Below are 21,941 nucleotides of genomic sequence, written 5' to 3' on the forward strand. Positions count from 1 at the left end.
GAGAGTTTAAATTATTGAGAGAGGAAATGGTGTGCTTCTGGAGACGGCTTTTGCCTTTTTTGTGGGACTTTGCATCGGCAGCTACTTGAACGTAGTAATTTACAGGTTGCCGCAAGGCCAGACCTCAATAACAGGCCGTTCCAAGTGTCCCTGCTGTGGGCGTGTACTGGCCTGGAAGGATCTTATTCCCCTGGTCAGCTACATAATTCTACGAGGTCGCTGCCGGTACTGTGGTGAGCAAATTTCCTTAAGGTATCCCCTGGTGGAAGTTATAACGGGCGCGGTTTTTGCCGCGCTCTTTTACCGCCTGGGGCTTGATTGGGTGCTGGTAAAATACCTGTGCTTGACCTCTATATTGATTGCCGCCTCCTTTATCGACATGGAGCACTATTTGATACCCGACCGCCTTACTTTTACGGGGCTTGCCATCGGAGGAGGATTTTTGCTGTCGAATATGGAAATAACCATTAAGTCGGGGCTCCTAGGGGCTCTTTCGGCAGGCGGCCTATTGTGGCTCCTAGCCGTAGTTAGCAGGGGAAATGTGGGCGGTGGCGATATAAAGCTGGCCGCGGTGCTGGGGTTGTTCCTGGGCTGGCCTGTGGGGTTTCTGGCGGTCCTTCTGGGCCTTTTCCTCGCCGGGGCCGTTGGATTTTTCTTGCTGGCCATGCGGATAAAGGGACGCAAAGATCCTTTGCCCTTAGCCCTTTTTTTAAGTATAGGTGCCCTTATTTCTTTTTTCTGGGGTCCTTCGATTCTTTTCTGGTATTTAAGCCGCTTCTGGGGTTATTGAGCCGCGACATATTGAGCGCCGGAGGAAAGCGGGGGCAAGTAGTTTGCCGGGGAGGTCAAAAAAAGGTTTTACTCTGGTGGAATTAGCTTTAGTTGTTGCCCTGGTGGGCATAATCCTGGCCATGAGCCTTCCCGCCTTGGGCAAGCCCCTGGCTTATTATCGCCTTAAAGTGGCTGCCAGCCAGCTGGCTCAGGACCTGCGCGAGGCGCAGCAGTTGGCCTTGAGCGAGGAAAGCAGCTATTACGGCATCTTTTTTGCGGTAGGAAGCAATGTTTATGAGGTGCGCAAGGTAGAGGGCGTTTCGCCCAGAGTTATAAAGCTGGTGGTGCTGCCTCCTACGGTGCAGATTGTAGCCACCACCTTTTCTAATAATTACCTTAGCTTTACCGCCAAGGGCACACCCTATCCGACGGGAGGCACCATGACTTTACAGGATACGGTTTCCGGGCGATTTCTTTATGTCATTGTGGCCTCCATCACGGGCAGGGTCCGGGTGAGCAGCTCACCGCCGGATAGCTGGGAGGTGCGGTAAGCAGTCTTATGCTTAAAGGCGAGCGCGGGTTTACGCTTTTGGAAGTGGTGGTGAGCGTGGCTATTTTAGTGCTGGCCCTGGTTCCTTTAGTAGATTACCTGGTCTTGGCTAATCGCTGGTCGGCCTCATCCCGGGAAGATATGGTGGCCCTTGCTCTGGCCCAGGCCAAGATCGAAGAAATTAAGAAAATGTCCTTTGAGGAAGTAAATAACGAACCTGATAATTATGGTGATCCTCCTGTAACCTTTGCGGAAAACCCGGCTTTTAGTTATCGCGTTTCTGTCCAGGAGGTTAACCGTTATCTTAAAACTGTTACCGTAACTATATATTATGAAGATATAAGCGGCCGGAGAGAAATGAGCCTGACGGCAGATAAAGGTTGGAGGTAAAAAATTTGAGGGGTAAGGCAGCCGGGTTTACCCTGGTAGAAGTCGTTATAGCCATAAGTATTTTAGTTATTGCCCTCAGTGCGGCTCTGGCGCTTTATAGCCAGGGAGTAATAATGTTTCAGAGCCAGCAAACCCGGATTGAGGTCCAGGAGAATGCCCGTATTGCCCTGGACAGGCTGGTGCGGGAATTAAGGACCGCCAGCACTATTGACGAAATAAATCCTACTTCTGTAGCCATAACCTTAAGCGACGGTAAAAAAGTACGCTATTACCATGATGCCGCCCGGCAACAGCTTATGCGGGAGGTGGGCGGTGGAGTTAATCCGGTAGCCAGTTTTATAAAGGACCTGCGCTTGGAGAGCGACCCGCCTAATGGAGCCGGACAGCACGGCCTTTTGCTGAAGATAACCCTGGTTGTGGGAGACGATAGGGGGAATCCGATCACCTTCCATACCAGTGTTTTTATAAGGTGATCATTATGACCTTCCGGGAGGAGAAAGGACAGGCCTTATTATTTGTAGTGCTTATGACCTCGCTGATTCTGGTGCTGGTGACGGGTATGCTGGGCATAGCCGGAACCCACCGCAAAAATGTCCATTACCAGAAGCAGCAGGTGCAGGCCTACTATGCAGCGGAAGCGGGTGTAGAGAGGGTAGTGGCTAGGATAAGGGCAGAAGCAGGCTGGCTGGATTCCTTACCCCTTAACCAGGACCAGGTGGTCTTAAGGGATATTCCCTATGCAGGAGGAAGCATCGAAAACGTAACGTTAAGGAAAACTACAGGAGGCCTCGGTTGGGAGATAGGGCTTACTTCCACCGGCAGGTTTGGCAACGCCCAAAAAACCCTGCAGGTCGCCTTACGTTTTTTAACGGCCCAGAACCTGTTGGGAGGTTTAAGCCTTCTGCCCGATTCACCCCTTGAACTGGATATAGGAGGTAATTTTTCCCTGGAAAATGTCGGACAGAATTGGGGCAAGTTGCTTTTTAACGGGAATCTCCGTCTCTCGGGTTCTGCCAATATTGAAGCTGATGTATATGCCTCCGGAAATGTGGAGGGCCGGGACAAGATAGAGGGCCAGGTGTACACCAATTTCAGGGACCTTCCGAGGTTTCCGGAGGTGAATCTCAGCTATTACGAGGCGGAAGCCCGACGGGCAGGTCAGTATTATGCTGGCGATCTTGTTTTAAGCGGGACGCGCGTCTATAACGGAATATACTACATCAAAGAAGATCTCACCATTTCTGGCACCTATTCCGGCCAGGCAACTCTGGTGGTAGAAGGGGATGTCTCCATTCCCAGGGATCTCTTGCCGAGTTCTGCTAACGATGTACTTACCATTATTTGTCTGGGCAATGTGGATATGGAGAACAGTAAGGTGAAAGCGGTAATAATGGCTGGAGGTACTTTGTCTGTCAGGGGAAACGGGGAGCTGGAAGGAGCACTGGTGGCCAAGGGTCTGAGCTTCGGAGGTCAGGGAGCCGGTAAGGGTGGAGGAGGCCATGGGCAGGGGGGCGGCAGCGGAAATGTTACCATTAAATATAACGCTCAGATGATACAGAGCAACCTGCTTACAGGGATTGTACCTGATCTTAAGATAATATCCTGGAGAGAAAAGTACCCCGTGTTTTAAGTTTAAACATCAAAGGTTTTATAGGAGGAGGGTAGCGTTGGCGTGGCCACTGTGGCGCAGAAGCAAGAACTTGCTGGGAATAGATCTGGGTACTGGGCAGATTAAAGCGGTAGCTATGAAAGGTAAACGGCTGCTGGTCAAGGGAGTGACCAAGGTACCGCCTGCCGGTCTCAGTAACGAGAACGAAATAGCGGCTGCTCTGGCTGAGGCTGTGCAGGAGACCGGCTGGCGGGGGTGCAAGGCGATAAGCGCCATCGATGGTGAACGAGTGATTGTGCGATACTTGCGGCTTCCCCGTATGCCGGAAAAGGAATTGCGTTCTGGCCTCCAATACGAGGCAGAGAGGTATTTACCCGTGGGGACCCAGGATATGGTGTTGGACTGCGCCATCCTAGACCCGGAACCCGCCGGCCTTACGGGTCAAATGCTGGTTTTGCTGGCCGCCGCTCCCCGGGAATTGGCTCTGTCCTATCATCGCATCTTTCGAGCGGCAGGCCTGGACTTAGTCGCCTTGGACATCGTACCGGTGGCTCTGTGCAGGGCCCTGGCGGCGGAAACAGGGGGGGGAGAAGCCATTATTTTGGATTTGGGAGCGAGTTCGAGCCAGGTGGTGCTGATGAGAGGGGGCCGGCTCCTTTACAGCCGGAGAATAAATACGGGTGTTCTGGCGACGCAACAGGAAAATACTCCTCCGGGCTTTAATCCCTTGTTTAACCTGCCGCAAGAAGTCCGACGATCTCTGGAGTTCTACCGCTCCCAGGTGGGAAGGGAGTTCAACCCCTCCAAGCTGTATCTCACTGGAGGAGGCTCTTACCAGGAGGGATTGAGTGATTTTTTGCATATGGAACTTGACCTGCCCGTAGAAGTAAGCAGGCCCTACGGCCTGGGCCCTGAATTTGCTGTGGCTGTAGGTCTGGCGTTGAGGGAGAGCAGGGGGTAAAATGGCAAGAAACACGGAAGCAGTAAAGATCAATTTGCTCCCTCCGGAAGTACAACCTTACCGCCCATTCCTTTTCCACCAGAGGCGCAAGCTGGTGGCTACACTATCCCTGGCGACGGTTCTCCTGCTTCTATATTTTTTCCTTTTAGGGCATACCTGGCTTAGCGTTAAGCGCCTGGAGCTAGTTAAAAATCAACTGGTCTTTTACCGGTCCCAGGAAGAGGAGGCTCGTAGGGCCGAGCAAAGGATAAACAGCCTCCGCCAGCAAAAAGCTGAGCTGGAAGGGCTGGTTCAAGACAGGCAAAAATGGTCGGATTTATTACTGGCCTTGAGTGCTGCCTTGCCCCGGGAGGTATGGATGACTAAATTGGAAACTACCTCCAACAAAGAAATACTTTTTACCGGCAGGACCTATTCCCTGGCCGCGGTAAGCGATTTTTTAGTGGCCTTGGAGAGCCTGTCTTTTTTGAAAGAGGTTAAACTGCAATCTATACAGGCGGCTGCGGAGGACAAGACAATACTTGAATTCAGCATAAAAGCTGTGCTGGAGAAGCCATGAGCAGCAACTTTTAGAAGGTTTTAACCGGTGTGCTTAGGGCGAGAAAACAGGGGGAAAGGGTTAAGTGAAATGGGGTAAATACCGCAACTTAAGTCCCCGGGAAAAGCGATTGCTTATACTGCTTCTTATGGTAGGAGCAATAGTTTTTACCCAGCGCGTGGTCTGGGGACGCCAGTTACCATATTATCTGCAAGTTAAGGCCGAGCTCGCGGCCGAGAGCGCCAAACTGGCAGCAGCCAAGGAAGCTGGCCTTAAGGTACCCTCGCTAAAAGAAGAACTGGCCAGGACAGAGACCGAACTATTGATGGCTAAAGCCCGACTAGGCTTGACCCTGCGGGATAAAGAGTCTTTTCTGGCCGCAGCCCAACCTAAACAAACAGGAGTACGGGTTTTATTATTCCGGCCTCTGGAAACTGGAAAGCGGGGGAGTTTTACTATACAACCCTTTCAGGTTTCAGTTGAGGGGGCCTATCCTCAAGTAGAGGCTTATCTCCGGCAGTTGGAAACCCTGCCCGCTTTAACTCAGGTGCGGGACTTAAAACTAACAGTTAAGCCGGGGGCCACCGGCGGGGTGGAGGCGAGCTTCGTTTTAGATTTTTATGATCTCGGCGAGGAAGTGACTGAAACGGGCAAGGCCGTGGCCCTTTTACCTTTAGGCCGGTCCGATATTTTTTGGCCTACGGCCGGGGAGAAGCCTGGGGCAAGTCACGCGGCCCCTCAAAGCGGGTTGTTCGGCGGCCAGGAGCGGTTGCCTGCCAGTCAACCCCCTACAGGTCCCCCTCCCCTCCGGCTTCCGGACAGCAGGGATACGGTACAGGGAACAAGGCCGGAAGATAAGGATCAAAGTGAGACACCGGAATATACTTTCCCGTCGCGCGGTAATGGCCGTATCCGGGCAGGAGCGCCCTGGCTGGAGGGAATAAGGGTATTGCGTAATGTAGGTCCTTTTTATTATCCAGCCAGCAGGAGAATAGCCATAGGAGGGCGACAGTTTGAACACGGTATAGTAGTGGACCTGGGACAGAGCAAGACCCAGGCGGAGGCGGTACTGGACTTGCAGGCCGGATATTTAAAACTCCAGGGCTTTATCGGTGTGGAGGACGAGACTATGAACAGCAGGGGTAACTTTATTCTTCGCTTAAAGGGTGATGAACGGGAACTCTTTACCAGCCCTCCTTTGAAGCCGGGTAGGTATCCTCAGTATATGGAGGTAGATGTTACGGGAGTGAACCAGCTTACCATACAGGTAGAATGGAAAGAGGCTGGTCCTGGTGACTATGATCGTCTCAAGGTGGCCCTGGCCGATATGATTTTGTTGACTACGAAGAGGAATATTTGACCACATCTTGAATTATACTAGGGAATACTTTTGAATACTCTAATCCTGTAAAAGGCTTTAGGGAAGTAAGGGGTGTAGCAATGTTACTGGCACCTGATGATTTAAAAGCTGTTCTGGAGGCTGCCCTGGAGGGGGGCGGCGATTTTGCCGAGATTTTCCTGGAGCGCCGCAGGACCACAGGGATCAGCTGTGAAGATAATAAAATCGAACGAGTCCACTCGGGCCTCGACCAGGGCGCGGGAATTCGGGTAATAAAAGGGGAAAACACTATATACGGCTATACCAACGAGCTGACCAAGGAGAGTTTGTTGGAGACAGCGCGCCTGGTGGGGAAAGCCGCCGGCGGTAAAGGGACTAAACCGGAGATCGAGTGGCAAAGGCCCAGGCCCAACTGGGATTTCCAGATCAAGAAACGCCCGGACGAAGTGCCGGTAGAAGAAAAGGTGGCCCTGGTGCAGCGGGCCAATGAGGCAGCCCGGGCCGTGGATAAACGCATTGTCCAGGTAAGCGTGGCCTACGGTGATGTCATCCAGGAGGTAACCATAGCTAATAGCGAAGGCGTACTGGTGGAAGATGAGCGGGTGCGGTGCCGTTTCATGGTCAACGCGGTGGCCACCGACGGCAAGATTATTCAGACGGGCTACGAATCCGCCGGGGGGCTTATGGGTTTTGAGCTATTTGAAGAAAATGACCCGGTAGAACTGGCCCGGAAGGCTGCCGAGAGAGCAGTACGCATGCTGGAAGCCAGGCCGGCTCCGGCCGGGAGGATGACGGTGGTTATGGCCGGGGAGGCCGGCGGTACTATGATCCATGAGGCCTGCGGCCATGGCCTAGAAGCAGACCTGGTGCAGAAGCAGCTTTCGGTGTACGCCGGCAAGAAAGGCCAACAGGTGGCTTCGCCCTTAATTACCGTGATAGATGACGCTACCATACCGGGGAAATATGGCTCTTTCAGGTTTGATGATGAGGGCCACCCCGGGCAGAGGACGGTGCTTATCAAGGACGGTATATTGCAGGATTATATGTACGATTACCTGACGGCCCGCAAAGAGGGGCGCAAATCTACGGGCAACGGCCGGCGGGAATCCTACCAGGACCGGCCCATTCCCCGCATGACCAATACTTTCATCGCGCCAGGTAAAGACGATCCCCAGGCCATTATCCGGGAGACCCCAAGGGGCCTTCTGGTAAAGCGTATGGGCGGGGGGCAGGTCAACACCACTAACGGGGATTTTGTTTTCGATGTAGCGGAAGGATATTTGATTGAAAACGGGCAGATCGGGCCGGCAGTTAGAGGGGCTACTTTAACCGGGAACGGGCCGGAAGTGTTGAAAATGGTGGACCGGGTAGGCAGCGACCTGGGCTTCAGCCTGGGCACCTGCGGAAAAGACGGGCAAGGGGTCCCAGTGGGGGATGCGCAGCCCACCATTCGCATCCCGGAGATGGTGGTGGGCGGTATCCTGGATGAGGAGGAAAAAGCCTGATGGATTACACAGCACTTGCTAAGGAGTACCTGGCCCTGGCCGAGCGGGTGGTAGAGAAGGCCTCAAAAGGCGGTGCGGCTGCCGAAGCCTATATCAGCGCCGGGGAAGACTTGAGCATCGAAATAAGAAATCAAGAAGTAGAAGCCCTCACCACTGCCCGCGAGCGGGGCTTAGGCCTAAGGGTGATAATAGAGGGCCGGGTGGGTTTTGCTTATACTACGGATTTTAGCCAGGCTGCCCTAGACGAGACGGTGGAACGAGCCCTGGCCAATGCCAGGAAAGCTACGCCAGATGAATACAATTGCCTGCCGGCTGTTGCCGAGTATCCTCACCTGGACCTCTTTGACCCGGAGATAGAGAGGAAGCCTTTAAAAGATAAGATTGAGCTGGCCAGGGAAATTGAACGCCAGGCCCGGGCCAGCGACCCGCGGGTTAAAATTACGGAGAGTTGCTCCTATAGCGATAGCCGCTATGTAGTTGCCCTGGCCAATTCCCAGGGTGTTTCCGCTACTTATTACGGAGCCAGTTGCGGTGCCAGCATTTTTGTAGTGGCGGTGGAAGGGGAGGAGAGCCAGACCGGTTTTGGCCTGGCTTCTAGCCTCAAAATAGCAGACCTCGATCCGGCTAAAATAGGCAGGGAAGGGGCGACCAGGGCGGTACGCCTGCTGGGTGCTAAAAGGATATCTACCCAGCGAGCTCCCGTAATTTTTGATCCCTATGTAACGGCTAATTTTCTGGGGGTAATAGCGCCGGCCCTGGCAGCTGATGCCGTCCAGAAAGGCAAATCCCTTTTCCGGGGCAAGGTAGGAGAGGTGGTGGCCTCCCCCGCGGTAAACATCATTGACGATGGCCGGCTTACTGGGGGGATAGCTTCCGCGCCTTTCGACGGGGAAGGTGTGCCCACTGGAAGGACGGTTTTAATACAAAATGGTACTTTGCAGGGCTTTTTGCACAACACCTATACGGCTGCCAAAGAAGGGGTGCGCTCCACCGGCAACGGTGCCCGTGGTTCTTTTAAAGCTACTCCCGAGGTAGGCACCACCAATTTTTATCTAGCAGCCGGGGACCGGACACCCGAAGATTTGATTAAAGAAGTATCCCGCGGTCTTTATGTGACGGAAGTTTTGGGCATGCATACGGCCAACCCCATCTCGGGGGATTTTTCCGTGGGCGTCATGGGGTTATGGATTGAAAACGGCCAGTTTGCCGGTCCGGTGCGGGGCGTGGCTATAGCGGGCAATATAATTGGGCTACTTAAATCCATTGAGGCAGTAGGTTCGGACCTTACTTTCTTCGGTGCCACCGGAGCGCCCACCATCCGCATCGCCAGTATGAGCATCAGCGGGACTTAGCTGGCGTGTCCCCAGTTTTCGCTGGGGAGGCCTGCTTGGGCTTGCAGCGAGGATCTTTCCCCGAGCGGCTAGCCCAGGCTTTAAGCTTCGGCCGAAAGCGGAGGCGGACCCGAGGCCTTAAGAGGCCTGCGGCCGGCAACTGAGACAGGACGTCGAATTTGCCGGGAAGTCCGCCGGAGCTTGAGGCCGAGCGCTAGTTTGGCCCGCGAGGGAGGCCTTTGCGAGCGCAAGCCAAGCAGGCCTGAGTTCAAAAGTGAGGATAAGCCAGGGGACTTAGGCCTACCCAAATAGGCAATTATATGGTAAAATGCTGCCCATGAAGATCTTGGTGATACACGGTCCTAACCTTAATCTCCTGGGCACCAGGGAGCCGGAAATTTACGGGCTGACAACCCTGGAAGAAATCAACGCCCTTCTTAAAGATATGGCGCACCAAGCCGGAGCCGAGATAGAGTTTTTCCAGTCCAACCACGAAGGGGCTATCATTGATAAGCTGCATGGGGCCAGAGGAGCAGTGGATGCAGCTATTATTAACCCAGGCGCCTTAGGGCATTACAGCCTGGCTTTGCGGGATGCCCTGGCGGCTGTGGATTACCCGGTGGTGGAGGTGCACCTATCTAACATCTATAGCCGGGAAGAATTCCGCCACCATACGGTGACGGCAGCGGTGGTTAAAGGACAGATTACGGGCTTTGGTATTTTAAGCTACCAGTTGGGGTTAATGGCTGCCCTGGAACTAGCCCGGGAGAGAAAGAAGGCGGCGGATAGGTGACGCGCCTGGAACGTTTACGGTTGTCCCTTGAACAATCCGGCATCCAGGGATTTTTGGTGAGCAATGCCGCCAATCGGTTTTACTTAAGCGGTTTTACCGGGGATAGCGGTTACCTTTTGTTGACCCGGTCAGGCAATTGGCTTTTAACCGACGGGCGCTTTATGGAGCAGGGCCAAAAGGAAGCCCCTGACTTTGAGGTAGTGGATTTGGGTAATGAACCCTTGAAAAGAATGGGGGAAATAGTAGCCCAAACGGGCATCGAGGAGTTATATTTTGAGGAAGAACATTTTACGGTGGCTGCTCACCGCCGTCTTACCGAGGCTATAGAGGACTGGCCCCGAAAGGTGGTTCTTAAGCCGGCCAACGGACTGGTGGAGAAGTTGCGCCGGGTTAAAGAAGTGGAAGAGATTGAGCTTCTCCAGCAAGCCATAGCTATAGCGGATAAAGCCTTTGACCATATCCTTCCTTACCTTAAGCCGGGAGTAAAGGAAAGGGAGATCGCTTTAGAGCTGGAGTATTTTATGCGGTGGCAGGGAGCCAGTGCAGCTTCTTTTCCCACCATTGTGGCCAGTGGACCGCGTTCGGCCTTACCCCACGGGACCGCCGGAGACCGCGAGCTTCAGCCGGGTGATCTAGTGGTCCTGGATTTCGGGGCGGTTTATAAGGGGTATCATTCGGACCTGACCCGTACAGTGGTATTAGGACCTGCTTCTCTGGAACAGCGCAAAGTTTATGAAACTGTTTTGACGGCCCAGAGGCTGGCGCTGGAGGGGTTGCAGGCCGGAGTACCGGCGCGGGAGATAGACGCCCTGGCCAGGAAACATATAGAGGAGGCTGGCTTTCAAGGCCGCTTTAACCATGGCTTGGGCCACGGGGTGGGTTTGGAGGTGCATGAGGGGCCGACCTTGAATTCCCGGCAGGAAGAGCCCCTGGAGGCCGGCGCGGTGGTGACTGTGGAGCCGGGTATTTACCTACCCGGTTGGGGCGGTGTGCGCATAGAAGATATAGCCCTGGTACAGGATGGAGGTTGCCAGGTTCTGTCCCGGGCTGCTAAAGAATTTATGCTACTGTAGGGGGCGAGAAAGGCTTGATTTCCACCAATGATTTCCGGACAGGATTAACCATTGAAGTGGATGGCGAAGTTTATACGGTAATTGAGTTTATGCATGTTAAGCCGGGAAAAGGTGCGGCTTTTGTGCGCACTAAATTGAAAAACCGGCGCACCGGCGCTGTAATCGAGCGTACTTTCCGGGCGGGAGAAAAGGTTAACCGCGCCCACGTAGAACGGCGTAAGATGCAATATTTGTATAATGACGGCGACACCTATTACTTTATGGATACCGAGACCTTTGAACAGTTCTCTCTGCCCCGGGAGCAGTTGGATGAAACAACCAAGTATCTCAAGGATGATATGATTATTGATGTGCTCTTCTACCAGGGTGAGACCCTAGGTATCGAACTACCCAACTTTGTGGAACTTAAGGTAGTAGAAACAGAGCCCGGGATTAAAGGCGATACGGCCTCCGGTGGCTCTAAAACGGCAGTAGTAGAGACGGGTGCTGTGGTCCAGGTGCCCCTCTTCGTCGAAGTAGGTGATGTAATAAGGATTGACACCCGGACCGGAGCATATATTGAAAGGGTCTAGGGAAAGGTAAATTAATAATAAAAATTGAAAGGGGTGCCTTAAGGTGAGAGATTTGCGCAAGCGGGTGGCGTACATTCAGGGCTTGATAGCCGGGCTCCAACTGGAGGATAGCAAAGAAGGACGCGTGCTGCAGGAAATAGTGTCCCTCCTGGAGGATATGGCCGAAGCCCTCCATGACCTGCATGAAGACTATGAGGAGCTGGAAGAATATCTGGAAGATATTGATGAAGATCTTTATGACTTAGAAGATGAGGTTTACGATGACGACGAAGAAGAGTATGAGGATGAGGATGAAGAGGAAGAAGATGAAGACGAAGGGGATTATGTAGAGGTTGAGTGCCCCAAATGCCATGAAATAGTCTGTTTTGACGCCGATGTCCTGGATGACGAAGATGTAGTGGAAGTTACTTGCCCTAATTGTAATGCCGTTGTCTTTGTAAATGAAGCAGGGGAAGGCCATTTAACCTCCTTAAGCGAGGCAGATAAAAATAGGGGTAAAGACGATACGGATACCGAAGATATCTAAAAATTACTAGCTTGTAAGGAAAGCCCTGGTTTTAGGCCGGGGCTTTATTTTTTGCATAAAATTGGCAGGAGGGTAATAAGCATTATTGCAGGGAGGTAGAATGACTTGGCTACTTTTCAACTGATAAGTACCGAAGCTTCTCCTCCCCTGGCTAGGGTTACGGAAGTTTTAAATATTTTGCCTGCTAAGCTAAAAGAAATTCTCCTCAAGCTGCCCATATCTATCCAAGAAAGCCTGGAGGAAATACGATTACGCTGTCAACAACCTCTAAACCTGCGCTGGATGGGAGGGGAAGGTTGGGTCACCGCCGAAGGGAGGCTTACCCTAGAAAGAAGTGAGGGTTATCAAGTTGGGATAAAGGATTTGCAGCATACGGTGCAGGCTTTGACTAATAATTCCCTCTATGCCCTGGAAAATGAGTTGCGTTCGGGATATGTGACTGTTAAAGGGGGCCACCGGGTGGGCCTGGCAGGCGAAGCGGTGGTGGAAAGGGGAGAAGTGCTCACTCTAAAGAACATTAGCAGCTTAAATATTCGCCTGGCCCGCAGTATAATCGGCTGTGCCCGTCCTATTCTTCCTTATCTTTTAAATGCCGATGGCCGTCCCTGTCATATTTTATTGCTTTCCCCGCCCCGTTGCGGTAAGACAACCCTTTTACGAGATCTTATCCGCTCTTTCAGTACGGGTGTGCCGGAACTCGGATTGCCGGGCCTTAATGTCGGGGTGGTGGACGAGCGGTCAGAAATTGCCGGTTGTTACCAGGGCATACCCCAGCTAGATGTGGGTCCGCGAACCGATGTACTGGACCGCTGTCCCAAGGTGAGCGGCCTGCTCATGCTGGTCCGGTCCATGGGCCCGGATGTGGTGGCCACCGATGAAGTGGGCAGGCCGGCAGAGTTAGAAGCCCTCCAAGAAGTGTTGCACACGGGAGTCACTTTGCTGGCCAGCGTTCATGCTTCCAGCGTGGAGGAATTAAAGAGGCGGCCGGGATGGCCTTATCTTTTGGAGCAGGGAGTATGGCAGCGCTTGGTCATCTTGGGCCGGAGTCTAGGCCCCGGCACAGTCGAAGCCGTAATGGAAGGTGGAAACGGCAAAGTTTTGTTGGCCGGCCCCCGAAGGCACATACCCCAGGTTACAGGCGGGAGGAAGGAAAGGTGCTGAAGCTGGCTGGTGCAGGACTGGTGATTTTGAGCTGCGGCTTTTTAGGTTTAGGTATTGCCCAAGCTTATTTCGCCCGGCCGGCGGAATTGCGGACTTTGAATGCTGGGCTGAAAATGCTGGAGACGGAGATTGTTTACACTGCTACCCCCCTTCCGGTGGCGCTGGCCAGGATAGGGGAGAGGCTGGGCGAGCCAGTGGCTATTCTCTTCCGGGTAGCTGCTAAGCTTTTACAGGAAGAACGGGGCCTCCCGGCAGCACAAGCCTGGGAACAGGGATTGGAAGCTTTAGGCCAGAAAAGCGCTCTGACGCCTGCGGATTTGGATGTTTTGCGCACCTTGGGGCAGGGGTTGGGAGCTTCCGGCCGGGAAGATCAGGTTAAGAATCTGGAACTGGCCCGGCAGCACTTGAGCCGCCAGCTAATTGCTGCAGAAGAAGCCGCCAATCGCCAGGGTAAAATGTGGCGAACTTTAGGTTTTCTCTTAGGTACGGCTCTAGTCCTGTTAATGTATTGAAAGGAGAGAAAGGGATGTTAGCAGTTGATGTCAGTTTAATTTTTCGCCTGGCAGCCCTGGCCATTATTATAACCATTTTTTATACCTTCTTAAAACAGGCTGGCCGAGATGAGTATGCTTATATGACCTTACTGGCGGGCTTGGCCATTGCCCTCCTATGGGTAATCCCGGTCATTATGGAGCTATTTAATGCTGTACGGGCTGTCTTCCAGCTCTATTAAAAGGAGTACTGTTATGGAGATTTTTCAAATTGTTGGTTTAGCCTTAACAGCTACTCTGATTATTGTAGTTGTACGGCAGGCCCAGGCCCGGGAGACGGCGCTCCTTATAAGTCTGGTGGTGGGCGCTGTTATTTTCCTCCTCCTATTTGACCGAATTGGGGCGGTTATCCAGGTTTTAACCGACCTTTCCGATCATGCGGGCATAAACCGCTTTTACCTTACTACCGTGTTAAAAATAATCGGTATTGCCTATGTGGGGGAATTTGGAGCCCAGGTTTGCCGGGATGCCGGGGAGAACGCTGTGGCCAGCAAAGTGGAGCTGGCAGCCAAGGTGCTTATAATGGTGCTGGCCATCCCCATCATTGTGGCCATCTTAGAAAGCATTGTGAAGTTGTTGCCCTAAAAGCCAAGAGGAGGTGAAAAGGTGAAAGACAGGGTTTTATCTACTTTAATCCTCTTGGCCATACTCCTTTTGGTCAACCCCCTTTTAACGTGGGCCCAGGAAGCTATCCCCCTGCTAAGGGGAGAAGAGCGCGAGGTTGTTTCGGTACTGGACAGGCACTTAGATGAACAGATACGAAGGCTAAATATAGAAAGCCTGGACAGGTACTTAAGGGAGTTAGAACAAGAAGTGGGCGCTTATATGCCCCCTTTAAGCTGGCGCGAGATGTGGCAAAACTTGCGCGAAGGACGTTTGCCGGTGGAGCCGGGAGAGATTTTACAAGGGCTGGGGCGTTATCTTTTTCGTGAACTCTGGGCCGGCACAAAGCTTTTGAGCCAGCTGGTAATCCTGGCGGTAGCGGCTGCGGTATTGCAAAATTTGCAGGCTTCACTGGGCGAGGGTACGGCCGGCAAGGTAGCCCATGGTATCGTATTTTTGGCTTTAGCCGGACTGGCGCTGACCTCCTTTACCCTGGCTCTGGAGACAGCCAGCCAGGCCATTGACCGTATGGTAAGTTTTTTTCAGTCCCTTTTGCCTATGCTGGTGAGTTTACTTGCGGCCAGCGGGGGCTTAACCAGTTCCACTTTGTTGCATCCGGTGCTCATTTATAGCCTAACCATTGCTAAAACGTTAACCCGTACCACTGTTTTCCCTCTAATTTATTGCGGAGCCATTTTAGGAGTAGTTAGCCAGATTTCCGACCGTTTTCAAATAGGCAGGCTGGCAGGGCTTTTGCGCCAGTTTTCTTTGGCCTTATTGGGGCTTATGCTTACCCTCTTTACAGGAGTGCTTTCGGTTTACGGTATTGCCGGGTCGGTAGCCGATGGTCTGGGTTTAAGGGCCGCCGAATTTGCCACCTCAGCTTTTGTGCCGGTGGTAGGGAAAATTCTTTCCGATGCTGTAAGTACGGTGGCCGGTACTACTTTACTCTTAAAAAGTGCGGTGGGCTTAGTAGGCGTTGTTATTATCTTTTTCCTCGCTGCCTTTCCTATGATTAAAATTGTTTCCCTGGCCCTTATATACAGACTGGCTGCAGCTTTAGTGCAGCCCTTCGGGGAAAACCAGTTGTCTGACGCTTTAGAAGGGATGGGAGGCGGTCTGCTACTGGTCTTCGCCTGTCTTATAGCCGTAACTATAATGTTTTACCTGGCCATAGGCGTGTTGGTGGCTTTAGGCAATCTGGTAGTGGCCCTTCGAGGGTAGGTGAGGTGGTTGCTCAAGATAATAGGAGAAATAGTGCGGCAGGTAGCATTAATTGCTATTCTGGCAGGGCTTTTAGAGATGATGTTGCCCCAGCGAGCCATGAGTAGATATGTCCGTCTGGTGCTCGGCCTTTTTATTCTAGTAGCTATTCTGTCCCCACTGGCAGAAAGCTTTAGCCGGGGCGAGGTCTTAGATGTTATGGCCTGGGATCTGCGCCCTAACAGTCTAAGGGAGAGCTCTGTCGGCCCGGCCCAGACCTGGGCAACGGCCAGCGAGGAGGCGGCTCTGGAAATCTTTCGCAAAAGGGTGGCCAGCCAGATGCGCGCTCTGATCTCCCTAATACCGGGTGTGAAAACGGCCGAAGTAGAGGTAGAGGTGGAGCAGGGCAAATCTCAGATAGGGAAAATCCTGGGCGTGGTGGTGACCGTGGAGTTGGCGGAAGAAGAGCCCCAGCCGCCAGAAATTCTCATACCCGAGAAACCTGCCGGAGCCGGGAAAGACCAGGAGATAGCAGCCAGAATTAAACAGACTTTGGCTTTCTTTTATGGTTTGGATCCTGGAGTGATAGTAGTAAAGGGGAGGTGATGGAAATGGGCAAAGAAAACCTTTTTAAAGGCTTAAGATTACCGGGGAAACCCCCGTGGTATTTGTGGTTGGGGGTGGGTGTTCTGGTACTGGGCACCCTGGTATTAAGCATAAGTAATATAGCGGAGCCCGGTAACAGGAAATCAGGGGCGCGTCCCCCCGTCCAGGAGACAGCTGCCAAGGAAAATGTCCAGGCTAGCGAGCTCTTCACCACGGCCCGGGCTTTGGAGAGCGAACTGGAGGCTATCCTGGAGCAAGTAGAGGGAGCCGGGCGGGTAAAGGTAAGCGTTTCTTTAGCTGCTACGCCCATTAAGGAATACGCCACCAATACCAGGGCTACTAAGCGCAATACCGAAGAAAAGGATAAGAGCGGCGGTACCAGAGTGACCACCGAAACCAACGAGGACGGGCAGCTGGTGCTGGCCCGTACCAGCACCCTCCAGGGGGAAGAACCGGTGGTGGTACGGGAATCTAAACCTCAGATTCAGGGAGTGGTGGTGGTCGCCGAGGGAGGAAATGATCCTCTGATCCGGGCCCGGCTCACGGAAGCCGTTCAGACCCTGTGGGCCCTCGCTCCCCATCAAGTACAGGTTTTGCCCATGCGCCATTCCAAATAAAACCCGGTAAGGAGAGTGAAATCAATAATGAAAATAAAAATCAACGATAAAATGCGCGTTTTGATAGCGCTGGTGTTAACCTTTGGAGTTTTAGCTTATCTGGTGCAGGGCGAACAACAGGGAATGCGTCAAAGCGATCTGGAGACACCTGTTGAAGGGCCGGCCAGGCAAACGGCCAAGCAGGAGAGCACCAAGGATTTAACCAAGGTAACAGCTCCTGCCCCCCAATCCTCAAGGGTGGAAATAAAGGCCGAAGATATTATGAAAGAGGCCAGTAATAAGGCCGGTCAGGGAGGTACAGCCTTTTTTGTGGAGTACCGGCTGGAACGCGATCGCCGGCGCAGCCAGCAGATAGAGCTCCTAAAGCAAATCCTCGACAATCCCAATGCCGGCGGTGAAGGTAAGCAGGAGGCCCAGAAGCGGCTGGTGGAACTGACTAAACAAATGGATCTGGAGCTCCAGTTGGAAAAGCTGATTGTGGCTAAGGGATACAAGGAAGCAGCCGTCTTTATCCAACCCAATGCGGTAAATGTTATTGTTATGGCGGATAAGTTTGCCGAAGAGGATGCTAATAAAATTGGTGACCTGGTTTCCCGTTCGACCGGCCGCCCCAGGGAGCAGATCAGTATTATACCCCAAAAGTAGTTCATATGTTATAATAATAGACGGTTGTGGACATATCCGGGGAGAGAGCTTAATGGTGAGGAAAGGCCAGCTGGAGGATGAGGTTAGTAAAGCACTAATGAAATTCGAAAAAGAATATTTAGGCAGAGGGCCTCAAGAAGTTAAGACTTTTATTTTGCAAGACCAGATCTATGTTCGCCTCAAAGGAGTATTAACTCCAGCAGAACAACATTTGGCCCAGACCCAGGAAGGAAAAATATTGATCAAAAAAATAAGAACTCAGCTTTTGGAGAATTCACGTCCGGTATTGGAAAAGATGATTAAAGAATACACGGGACAAAACGTTGTCAGCTTGCATACAGATATAAGTACCATTACCGGGGAGAGGATTATAGTCTTTACTTTAGATGATGATTTAGAAGCTAAATTGCCCAAGTAATTGATCATCCTATTGTGCGCTCGTATTATGTAGTTTATAATACCTTTATGGATGGGGGACTATTCTCTGGCCACCTTTCGGGGGAGGCAAGGGAAGGGTTCAACATCCTAAAGGGGTCCGCTGGCCGGCGGTTGGTCTAAGGGCAAGAAGAACTGCCGGATAGTAGACCAACAGGTGTACAGGGAAAGTACATCTGTTGGTCTTTTTTATTTTAAACACACGTGTGAGGAGGGTAAAAAGTTGGCAGATGAAATCCGGGAAAACAGCGTCATAATATTGGGACCCAGTCCTTGTGAAACAGCAGCCGATATGTTGAAAAGCAGAGCTTTCTGGGGTATTTTAACGGAGTTTTTGCAGCAATTGGAGGAGCGCAAAGCCCCCGAGCTGGAAGCCCTGCAATCTTTTCGTTCCTCCAGCGGTGAATACGACCTCGAAGCCTTTACAGAGTTATTATTAATGCTTACCGATTACCGGCCGGATGAAATTATTAAACGACAGCCTGCTTATACCAAGGCCCTAGCTTATCCCTCGCTCCTTTATGATTTCATCGAGGGGTTATATAACTTCTGGCGAAAACATGCCCGCTTCTTAATTATCGATGACGGGCAACACCACATGGGAGAAACAGCTAGTGATCATCACAAGTTCATTAAACTTAATGAGAGATTTAAGAATCTTGTGCTGGAAACTTATCGGCAAATCTGTGCTAATCTTATGGATAAACTTCCCCGGGTTTACCGGCAACTTCCGTGTGGGGCAGGGGTAGGTATTTTGGCTGAAAAAATTCCCTGGAATGTGCCCGGGGAAGAATATGCCCCTTTGCAGGAGATACCCTTTATACGCCTGGCAGTGATCGAACCTCCTCTGGTGTATTATCCTAAGCGCAATTACCGGAAAGGGATGTTTATCCCCGTAACGGAAAATCCCTTATTACGAGCCCAATTTAACGTTAAGGATTGGATTTGCTATCCTGCCAAAGTCGGTGACTTGTTGATTTTTATTTATTTTCACAAGCGCTATTTGCCCCTGGGAGCCAGCCTGGCTAATTTATTTGAATTGGCTGCTCCCATGGAAATTTATGAACGTCGGCCTGAAGGTATATTAATTTTTGGTATTGACCCCGAGACATTGGGTAAGCGTCAAACATGTTATTTTGAAGATAAGGGAGCAGGTATAGTAGTAGGTTTTATCGGGCGAAGCGACGATGTAGACTATTTCGGGTATTTTAAAAAGATGGCCCTCACTCTCCACAATATTATTGCCATTGACCGCGGGTATTTACCTGTTCATGGAGCTATGGCCAGAATTGTACTTCGCACTGGGGAGAGCGCCAATGTGGTATTGGTTGGTGATAGCGGTGCAGGAAAATCGGAAACCCTGGAAGCCTTCCGCGTTTTGGCCGACGTTTATATGCGCAAGTTAACTATAATTTTTGACGATATGGGCTCCCTACGCCTGGATAAGCAGGGGAAGGTAGTAGCTATAGGAACAGAGATCGGGGCTTTTGTGCGCTTGGATGATTTAGCCCCGGGTTTTGCCTATGAAGAAATAGACCGGAGTATTTTCATGAACCCTCATAAGAAGAACGCTCGTCTGGTGATTCCCATAACAAAGTACCAGGATGTTATAGCAGGTTACCCGGTAGATCTTTTTCTCTATGCCAATAACTATGAACCAGTAGATTCTAATCACCCCTATATTGATTTATTTACCGATGTAGAGAGCGCTTTAGAGATTTTTAGCGAAGGAGCCCGATTGTCTAAAGGTACCACAGACGAAGAGGGGTTAACCCATACTTATTTTGCCAACCCCTTTGGAGCACCCCAAAAACGCGAACAACATGATGCCTTGGCCCGTAAATATCTGGCTCAGATGTTGGCTACCGGAGTAAAAGTAGGACAGTTAAGAACTCAATTGGGTTTACGAGGCTACGAGCTTAAAGGACCAGAAGCGGCTGCCAAGGCGCTATTTGATTTTATCACTTATAATAAGTGAGGTGTTTAAAAACGTTATGGTCAACAAGCTTCAATTAGAAGTAAAGGCCTTTTTGGAAAAGGACAGGCTGGAAAAATTGTTTTGGTTGTTCCAAGAAGTTTCCTACGAGGAATTGGAGGCAGTGGCCGCCTTTACCCTTACAAAGAAGGCTGTGGAGGAAGACTTGTTAGACGCTCGGTTCCAAAAACGGATGTATCTAGAAATGACCGGTGAAGATATGGTGGATTAGCAGATATAATGTATACATCTTCCGAAGATATTGCTTCTTAAAGCTAAAGTTCTATATAATAGGGCAAGGTGCACTCCCAAAGAAATATGGCTGTAACAAGGGGGTAAAGCCGAGTTGGCGGCTGTCAAGATTACGGATACTACCCTCCGCGACGGGCATCAGAGCTTATGGGCTACTCGGATGACCCTGCAAGATATGTTGCCCATATTAGAAAAGCTGGACAGTGTGGGCTACCACTCGTTGGAGGTATGGGGCGGCGCTACCTTTGATGTCTGCCTGCGCTACCTGGATGAAGACCCCTGGGTGCGCTTGCGCACTATCAAAAAATATGTTAAACGCACTCCTCTGCAGATGCTCCTCCGGGGGCAATCGCTGGTGGGCTACCAACATTATCCCGATGACGTGGTAACCGCCTTTATCGGCAGAGCGGTGGCCAACGGGATCGATATTATCCGCATTTTTGACGCTTTAAATGACTTGCGCAATATGGAAGTACCTATTATGGTAGCCAAAAAGGAAGGCGCCCATGTACAGGGGACGGTGGTATATACCATCAGCCCTGTGCATACCACCGAGCATTATCTGCAGGTGGCCCGTGAGCTGGAAAGCATGGGGGTAGATTCTATTTGTATTAAAGATATGGCTGGCTTGCTGGCGCCCTTTACGGCCTATGAACTGGTAAAGCTTTTCAAGGAAAACTTGAGCGTGCCGGTCCAGTTGCACAGCCATTATATTGGGGGTTTGGCTCTGGGCGCTTACCTGGAAGCGGTGCAGGCCGGAGTAGATGTGGTGGACACGGCTTCCACTCCTTTAGCCTTCGGTGCTTCTCAGCCACCGGTGGAGACCATAGTGCGGGCTTTAGCCGGAACTCCCTGGGATACGGGTCTAGATCTCCACTTACTCTTCGATATAGCCAGATACTTTGATGACTTGCGGCGGGAATTGGGTTATGAGCGGGGTGTGACCCGGCTCACTGATATGTGGGTTTTCGAGCACCAGGTACCCGGGGGCATGATATCCAACTTGGTCAACCAGCTCAAGGAGCAGAAGGCAGCCCACCGCATTAATGAAGTGCTGGAGGAAATCCCGCGGGTACGCGCCGAGCTGGGTTATCCTCCCCTGGTTACGCCTACCAGCCAGATTGTCGGTATTCAGGCGGTTTTAAATGTTTTATTGGGGGAAAGGTATAAGGTAGTACCGGAAGAGGTTAAAAATTATGTAAGAGGTTACTATGGCCAGCCACCGGCCCCCATTAGCGAAGATATAAAGCGGAAGATTATAGGGGACGAAGAACCCATTACGGGCCGTCCGGCTGATTACCTGGAGCCCCGCCTGGAACAGGCCCGCCGGGAAATAGGGGATCTGGCGGAAAGCGAAGAAGATGTAATCTCTTATGCCCTTTTCCCGCAGGTGGCCCGCAAGTTTTTAGAAAACAGGCGGGCAGGGAAACTCAACCCCGGGCGCCGTCCGGCTCCCCAAGAGGCTACTGCCCATAAGGAGGTGAAAGGCAGGGTGGACCTGAAGGATATCACCCAGCTTATTAAGGCCCTGGAAGAGACAGGAGTAACTGAACTCAGCCTGGAGAGTGAGGGAGTTAAAATTAACATTAAGAGGGGAGGTGCTGGCCTTCAGCCGGTGCTAGAGGTTTCCTCTCCTGCTCAAAAGGAAGCGACTTCTGCGCCGGCCAAGGAGGAGGCGCCGCCTGCTGGCGAACTCATAGAGATACGAGCGCCTATGGTGGGTACCTTTTACCGCGCGCCGGCTCCTGACGCTCCGCCCTTCGTGGAGGTCGGTACCCGGGTTAAGCCGGGGCAGACCCTGTGTATTATTGAAGCTATGAAATTGATGAATGAGATAACGGCGGATGTGCCGGGGCGGGTGGTGGAGATTCTGGTGGAAAACGGCCAGCCGGTAGAATACGGCCAGATTCTCTTCCGTTTAGCAAAGGAGTAGTC

The 21,941-nt window shown here is 51.8% G+C and carries 26 protein-coding genes; all 26 read left to right on the plus strand.

All coding sequences use genetic code 11. The features are described 5' to 3' along the window. Positions 1–31: 31 nt before the first annotated feature. The 26 genes from AC1BI1_RS00625 (at position 32) to accB (ending at position 21,939) form a co-directional block, all read left to right on the plus strand. Complete coding sequence (locus AC1BI1_RS00625; RefSeq protein WP_476715324.1) at positions 32–790, plus strand: prepilin peptidase; 759 nt, start codon at positions 32–34, stop codon at positions 788–790. Positions 791–833: 43 nt separating this feature from the next. Further along, on the plus strand, positions 834–1,322 hold the full coding sequence (locus AC1BI1_RS00630) for a GspH/FimT family pseudopilin (RefSeq protein WP_476715325.1): 489 nt from the start codon (positions 834–836) through the stop codon (positions 1,320–1,322). A gap of 8 nt (positions 1,323–1,330) precedes the next feature. Continuing rightward, positions 1,331–1,711 (plus strand): type IV pilus modification PilV family protein, encoded by a 381-nt coding sequence (locus AC1BI1_RS00635; protein WP_476715326.1) that lies wholly within the window; start codon positions 1,331–1,333, stop codon positions 1,709–1,711. Positions 1,712–1,716: 5 nt separating this feature from the next. Beyond that, a complete protein-coding gene (locus AC1BI1_RS00640) occupies positions 1,717–2,184 on the plus strand; it encodes a prepilin-type N-terminal cleavage/methylation domain-containing protein (RefSeq protein ID WP_476715327.1) in 468 nt (155 codons plus the stop codon). A 5-nt stretch (positions 2,185–2,189) separates the two neighbouring features. Further along, on the plus strand, positions 2,190–3,341 hold the full coding sequence (locus AC1BI1_RS00645) for a hypothetical protein (RefSeq protein WP_476715328.1): 1,152 nt from the start codon (positions 2,190–2,192) through the stop codon (positions 3,339–3,341). A 37-nt stretch (positions 3,342–3,378) separates the two neighbouring features. After that, positions 3,379–4,281, plus strand: coding sequence for a type IV pilus biogenesis protein PilM (pilM, locus tag AC1BI1_RS00650; protein ID WP_476715329.1), 903 nt, complete (start codon positions 3,379–3,381; stop codon positions 4,279–4,281). A gap of 1 nt (position 4,282) precedes the next feature. Continuing rightward, entirely contained in the window at positions 4,283–4,840 is a 558-nt protein-coding gene (locus tag AC1BI1_RS00655) for a PilN domain-containing protein (protein ID WP_476715330.1), read from the plus strand. A 64-nt stretch (positions 4,841–4,904) separates the two neighbouring features. Beyond that, complete coding sequence (gene pilO, locus AC1BI1_RS00660) at positions 4,905–6,179, plus strand: type 4a pilus biogenesis protein PilO (protein ID WP_476715331.1); 1,275 nt, start codon at positions 4,905–4,907, stop codon at positions 6,177–6,179. 80 nt (positions 6,180–6,259) lie between these two features. Beyond that, positions 6,260–7,663 (plus strand): TldD/PmbA family protein, encoded by a 1,404-nt coding sequence (locus AC1BI1_RS00665; RefSeq protein ID WP_476715332.1) that lies wholly within the window; start codon positions 6,260–6,262, stop codon positions 7,661–7,663. Then, complete coding sequence (locus AC1BI1_RS00670; RefSeq protein WP_476715333.1) at positions 7,663–9,015, plus strand: TldD/PmbA family protein; 1,353 nt, start codon at positions 7,663–7,665, stop codon at positions 9,013–9,015. Before AC1BI1_RS00665 ends, AC1BI1_RS00670 begins: the two co-directional genes overlap by 1 nt. A 316-nt stretch (positions 9,016–9,331) precedes the next feature. After that, the gene (gene aroQ / locus AC1BI1_RS00675) at positions 9,332–9,787 is read left to right on the plus strand and encodes a type II 3-dehydroquinate dehydratase (RefSeq protein WP_476715334.1); all 456 of its coding nucleotides are present in this window, start codon (positions 9,332–9,334) and stop codon (positions 9,785–9,787) included. After that, positions 9,784–10,860 (plus strand): M24 family metallopeptidase, encoded by a 1,077-nt coding sequence (locus AC1BI1_RS00680; RefSeq protein ID WP_476715335.1) that lies wholly within the window; start codon positions 9,784–9,786, stop codon positions 10,858–10,860. Before aroQ ends, AC1BI1_RS00680 begins: the two co-directional genes overlap by 4 nt. Before the next feature lie 14 nt (positions 10,861–10,874). Continuing rightward, positions 10,875–11,432 carry an elongation factor P gene (efp, locus tag AC1BI1_RS00685; protein WP_476715336.1) on the plus strand — a complete coding sequence of 186 codons (558 nt, stop codon included), beginning with the start codon at positions 10,875–10,877 and terminating at the stop codon, positions 11,430–11,432. A gap of 43 nt (positions 11,433–11,475) precedes the next feature. Continuing rightward, the gene (locus tag AC1BI1_RS00690; protein WP_476715337.1) at positions 11,476–11,958 is read left to right on the plus strand and encodes a CD1247 N-terminal domain-containing protein; all 483 of its coding nucleotides are present in this window, start codon (positions 11,476–11,478) and stop codon (positions 11,956–11,958) included. Positions 11,959–12,063: 105 nt separating this feature from the next. Further along, entirely contained in the window at positions 12,064–13,119 is a 1,056-nt protein-coding gene (gene spoIIIAA / locus AC1BI1_RS00695) for a stage III sporulation protein AA (RefSeq protein ID WP_476715338.1), read from the plus strand. Then, positions 13,113–13,631, plus strand: a complete 519-nt coding sequence (spoIIIAB, locus tag AC1BI1_RS00700; protein WP_476715339.1) for a stage III sporulation protein SpoIIIAB — start codon at positions 13,113–13,115, stop codon at positions 13,629–13,631. Before spoIIIAA ends, spoIIIAB begins: the two co-directional genes overlap by 7 nt. Before the next feature lie 14 nt (positions 13,632–13,645). Next, positions 13,646–13,852: a stage III sporulation protein AC gene (spoIIIAC, locus tag AC1BI1_RS00705; RefSeq protein WP_476715340.1), complete on the plus strand. Its 207-nt coding sequence runs from the start codon at positions 13,646–13,648 to the stop codon at positions 13,850–13,852. A gap of 13 nt (positions 13,853–13,865) precedes the next feature. Further along, complete coding sequence (gene spoIIIAD, locus AC1BI1_RS00710) at positions 13,866–14,255, plus strand: stage III sporulation protein AD (protein WP_476715341.1); 390 nt, start codon at positions 13,866–13,868, stop codon at positions 14,253–14,255. 21 nt (positions 14,256–14,276) lie between these two features. Further along, positions 14,277–15,497, plus strand: a complete 1,221-nt coding sequence (spoIIIAE, locus tag AC1BI1_RS00715; protein ID WP_476715342.1) for a stage III sporulation protein AE — start codon at positions 14,277–14,279, stop codon at positions 15,495–15,497. A gap of 9 nt (positions 15,498–15,506) precedes the next feature. After that, positions 15,507–16,082 (plus strand): stage III sporulation protein AF, encoded by a 576-nt coding sequence (locus AC1BI1_RS00720; RefSeq protein ID WP_476715343.1) that lies wholly within the window; start codon positions 15,507–15,509, stop codon positions 16,080–16,082. Between the two features lie 5 nt (positions 16,083–16,087). Beyond that, a complete protein-coding gene (locus AC1BI1_RS00725) occupies positions 16,088–16,699 on the plus strand; it encodes a hypothetical protein (protein WP_476715344.1) in 612 nt (203 codons plus the stop codon). 27 nt (positions 16,700–16,726) lie between these two features. After that, the gene (locus AC1BI1_RS00730; protein ID WP_476715345.1) at positions 16,727–17,344 is read left to right on the plus strand and encodes a SpoIIIAH-like family protein; all 618 of its coding nucleotides are present in this window, start codon (positions 16,727–16,729) and stop codon (positions 17,342–17,344) included. 52 nt (positions 17,345–17,396) lie between these two features. Continuing rightward, the gene (locus AC1BI1_RS00735) at positions 17,397–17,762 is read left to right on the plus strand and encodes a Na-translocating system protein MpsC family protein (RefSeq protein ID WP_476715346.1); all 366 of its coding nucleotides are present in this window, start codon (positions 17,397–17,399) and stop codon (positions 17,760–17,762) included. A 240-nt stretch (positions 17,763–18,002) separates the two neighbouring features. Next, positions 18,003–19,757, plus strand: coding sequence for a phosphoenolpyruvate carboxykinase (locus AC1BI1_RS00740; RefSeq protein WP_476715347.1), 1,755 nt, complete (start codon positions 18,003–18,005; stop codon positions 19,755–19,757). 16 nt (positions 19,758–19,773) lie between these two features. Beyond that, positions 19,774–19,986: a hypothetical protein gene (locus AC1BI1_RS00745; RefSeq protein WP_476715348.1), complete on the plus strand. Its 213-nt coding sequence runs from the start codon at positions 19,774–19,776 to the stop codon at positions 19,984–19,986. Positions 19,987–20,100: 114 nt separating this feature from the next. Next, on the plus strand, positions 20,101–21,939 hold the full coding sequence (gene accB / locus AC1BI1_RS00750) for an acetyl-CoA carboxylase biotin carboxyl carrier protein (RefSeq protein ID WP_476715349.1): 1,839 nt from the start codon (positions 20,101–20,103) through the stop codon (positions 21,937–21,939). The last annotated feature ends 2 nt before the right edge of the window (positions 21,940–21,941 follow it).

This window comes from Thermanaeromonas sp. DSM 22490 (assembly GCF_056378755.1).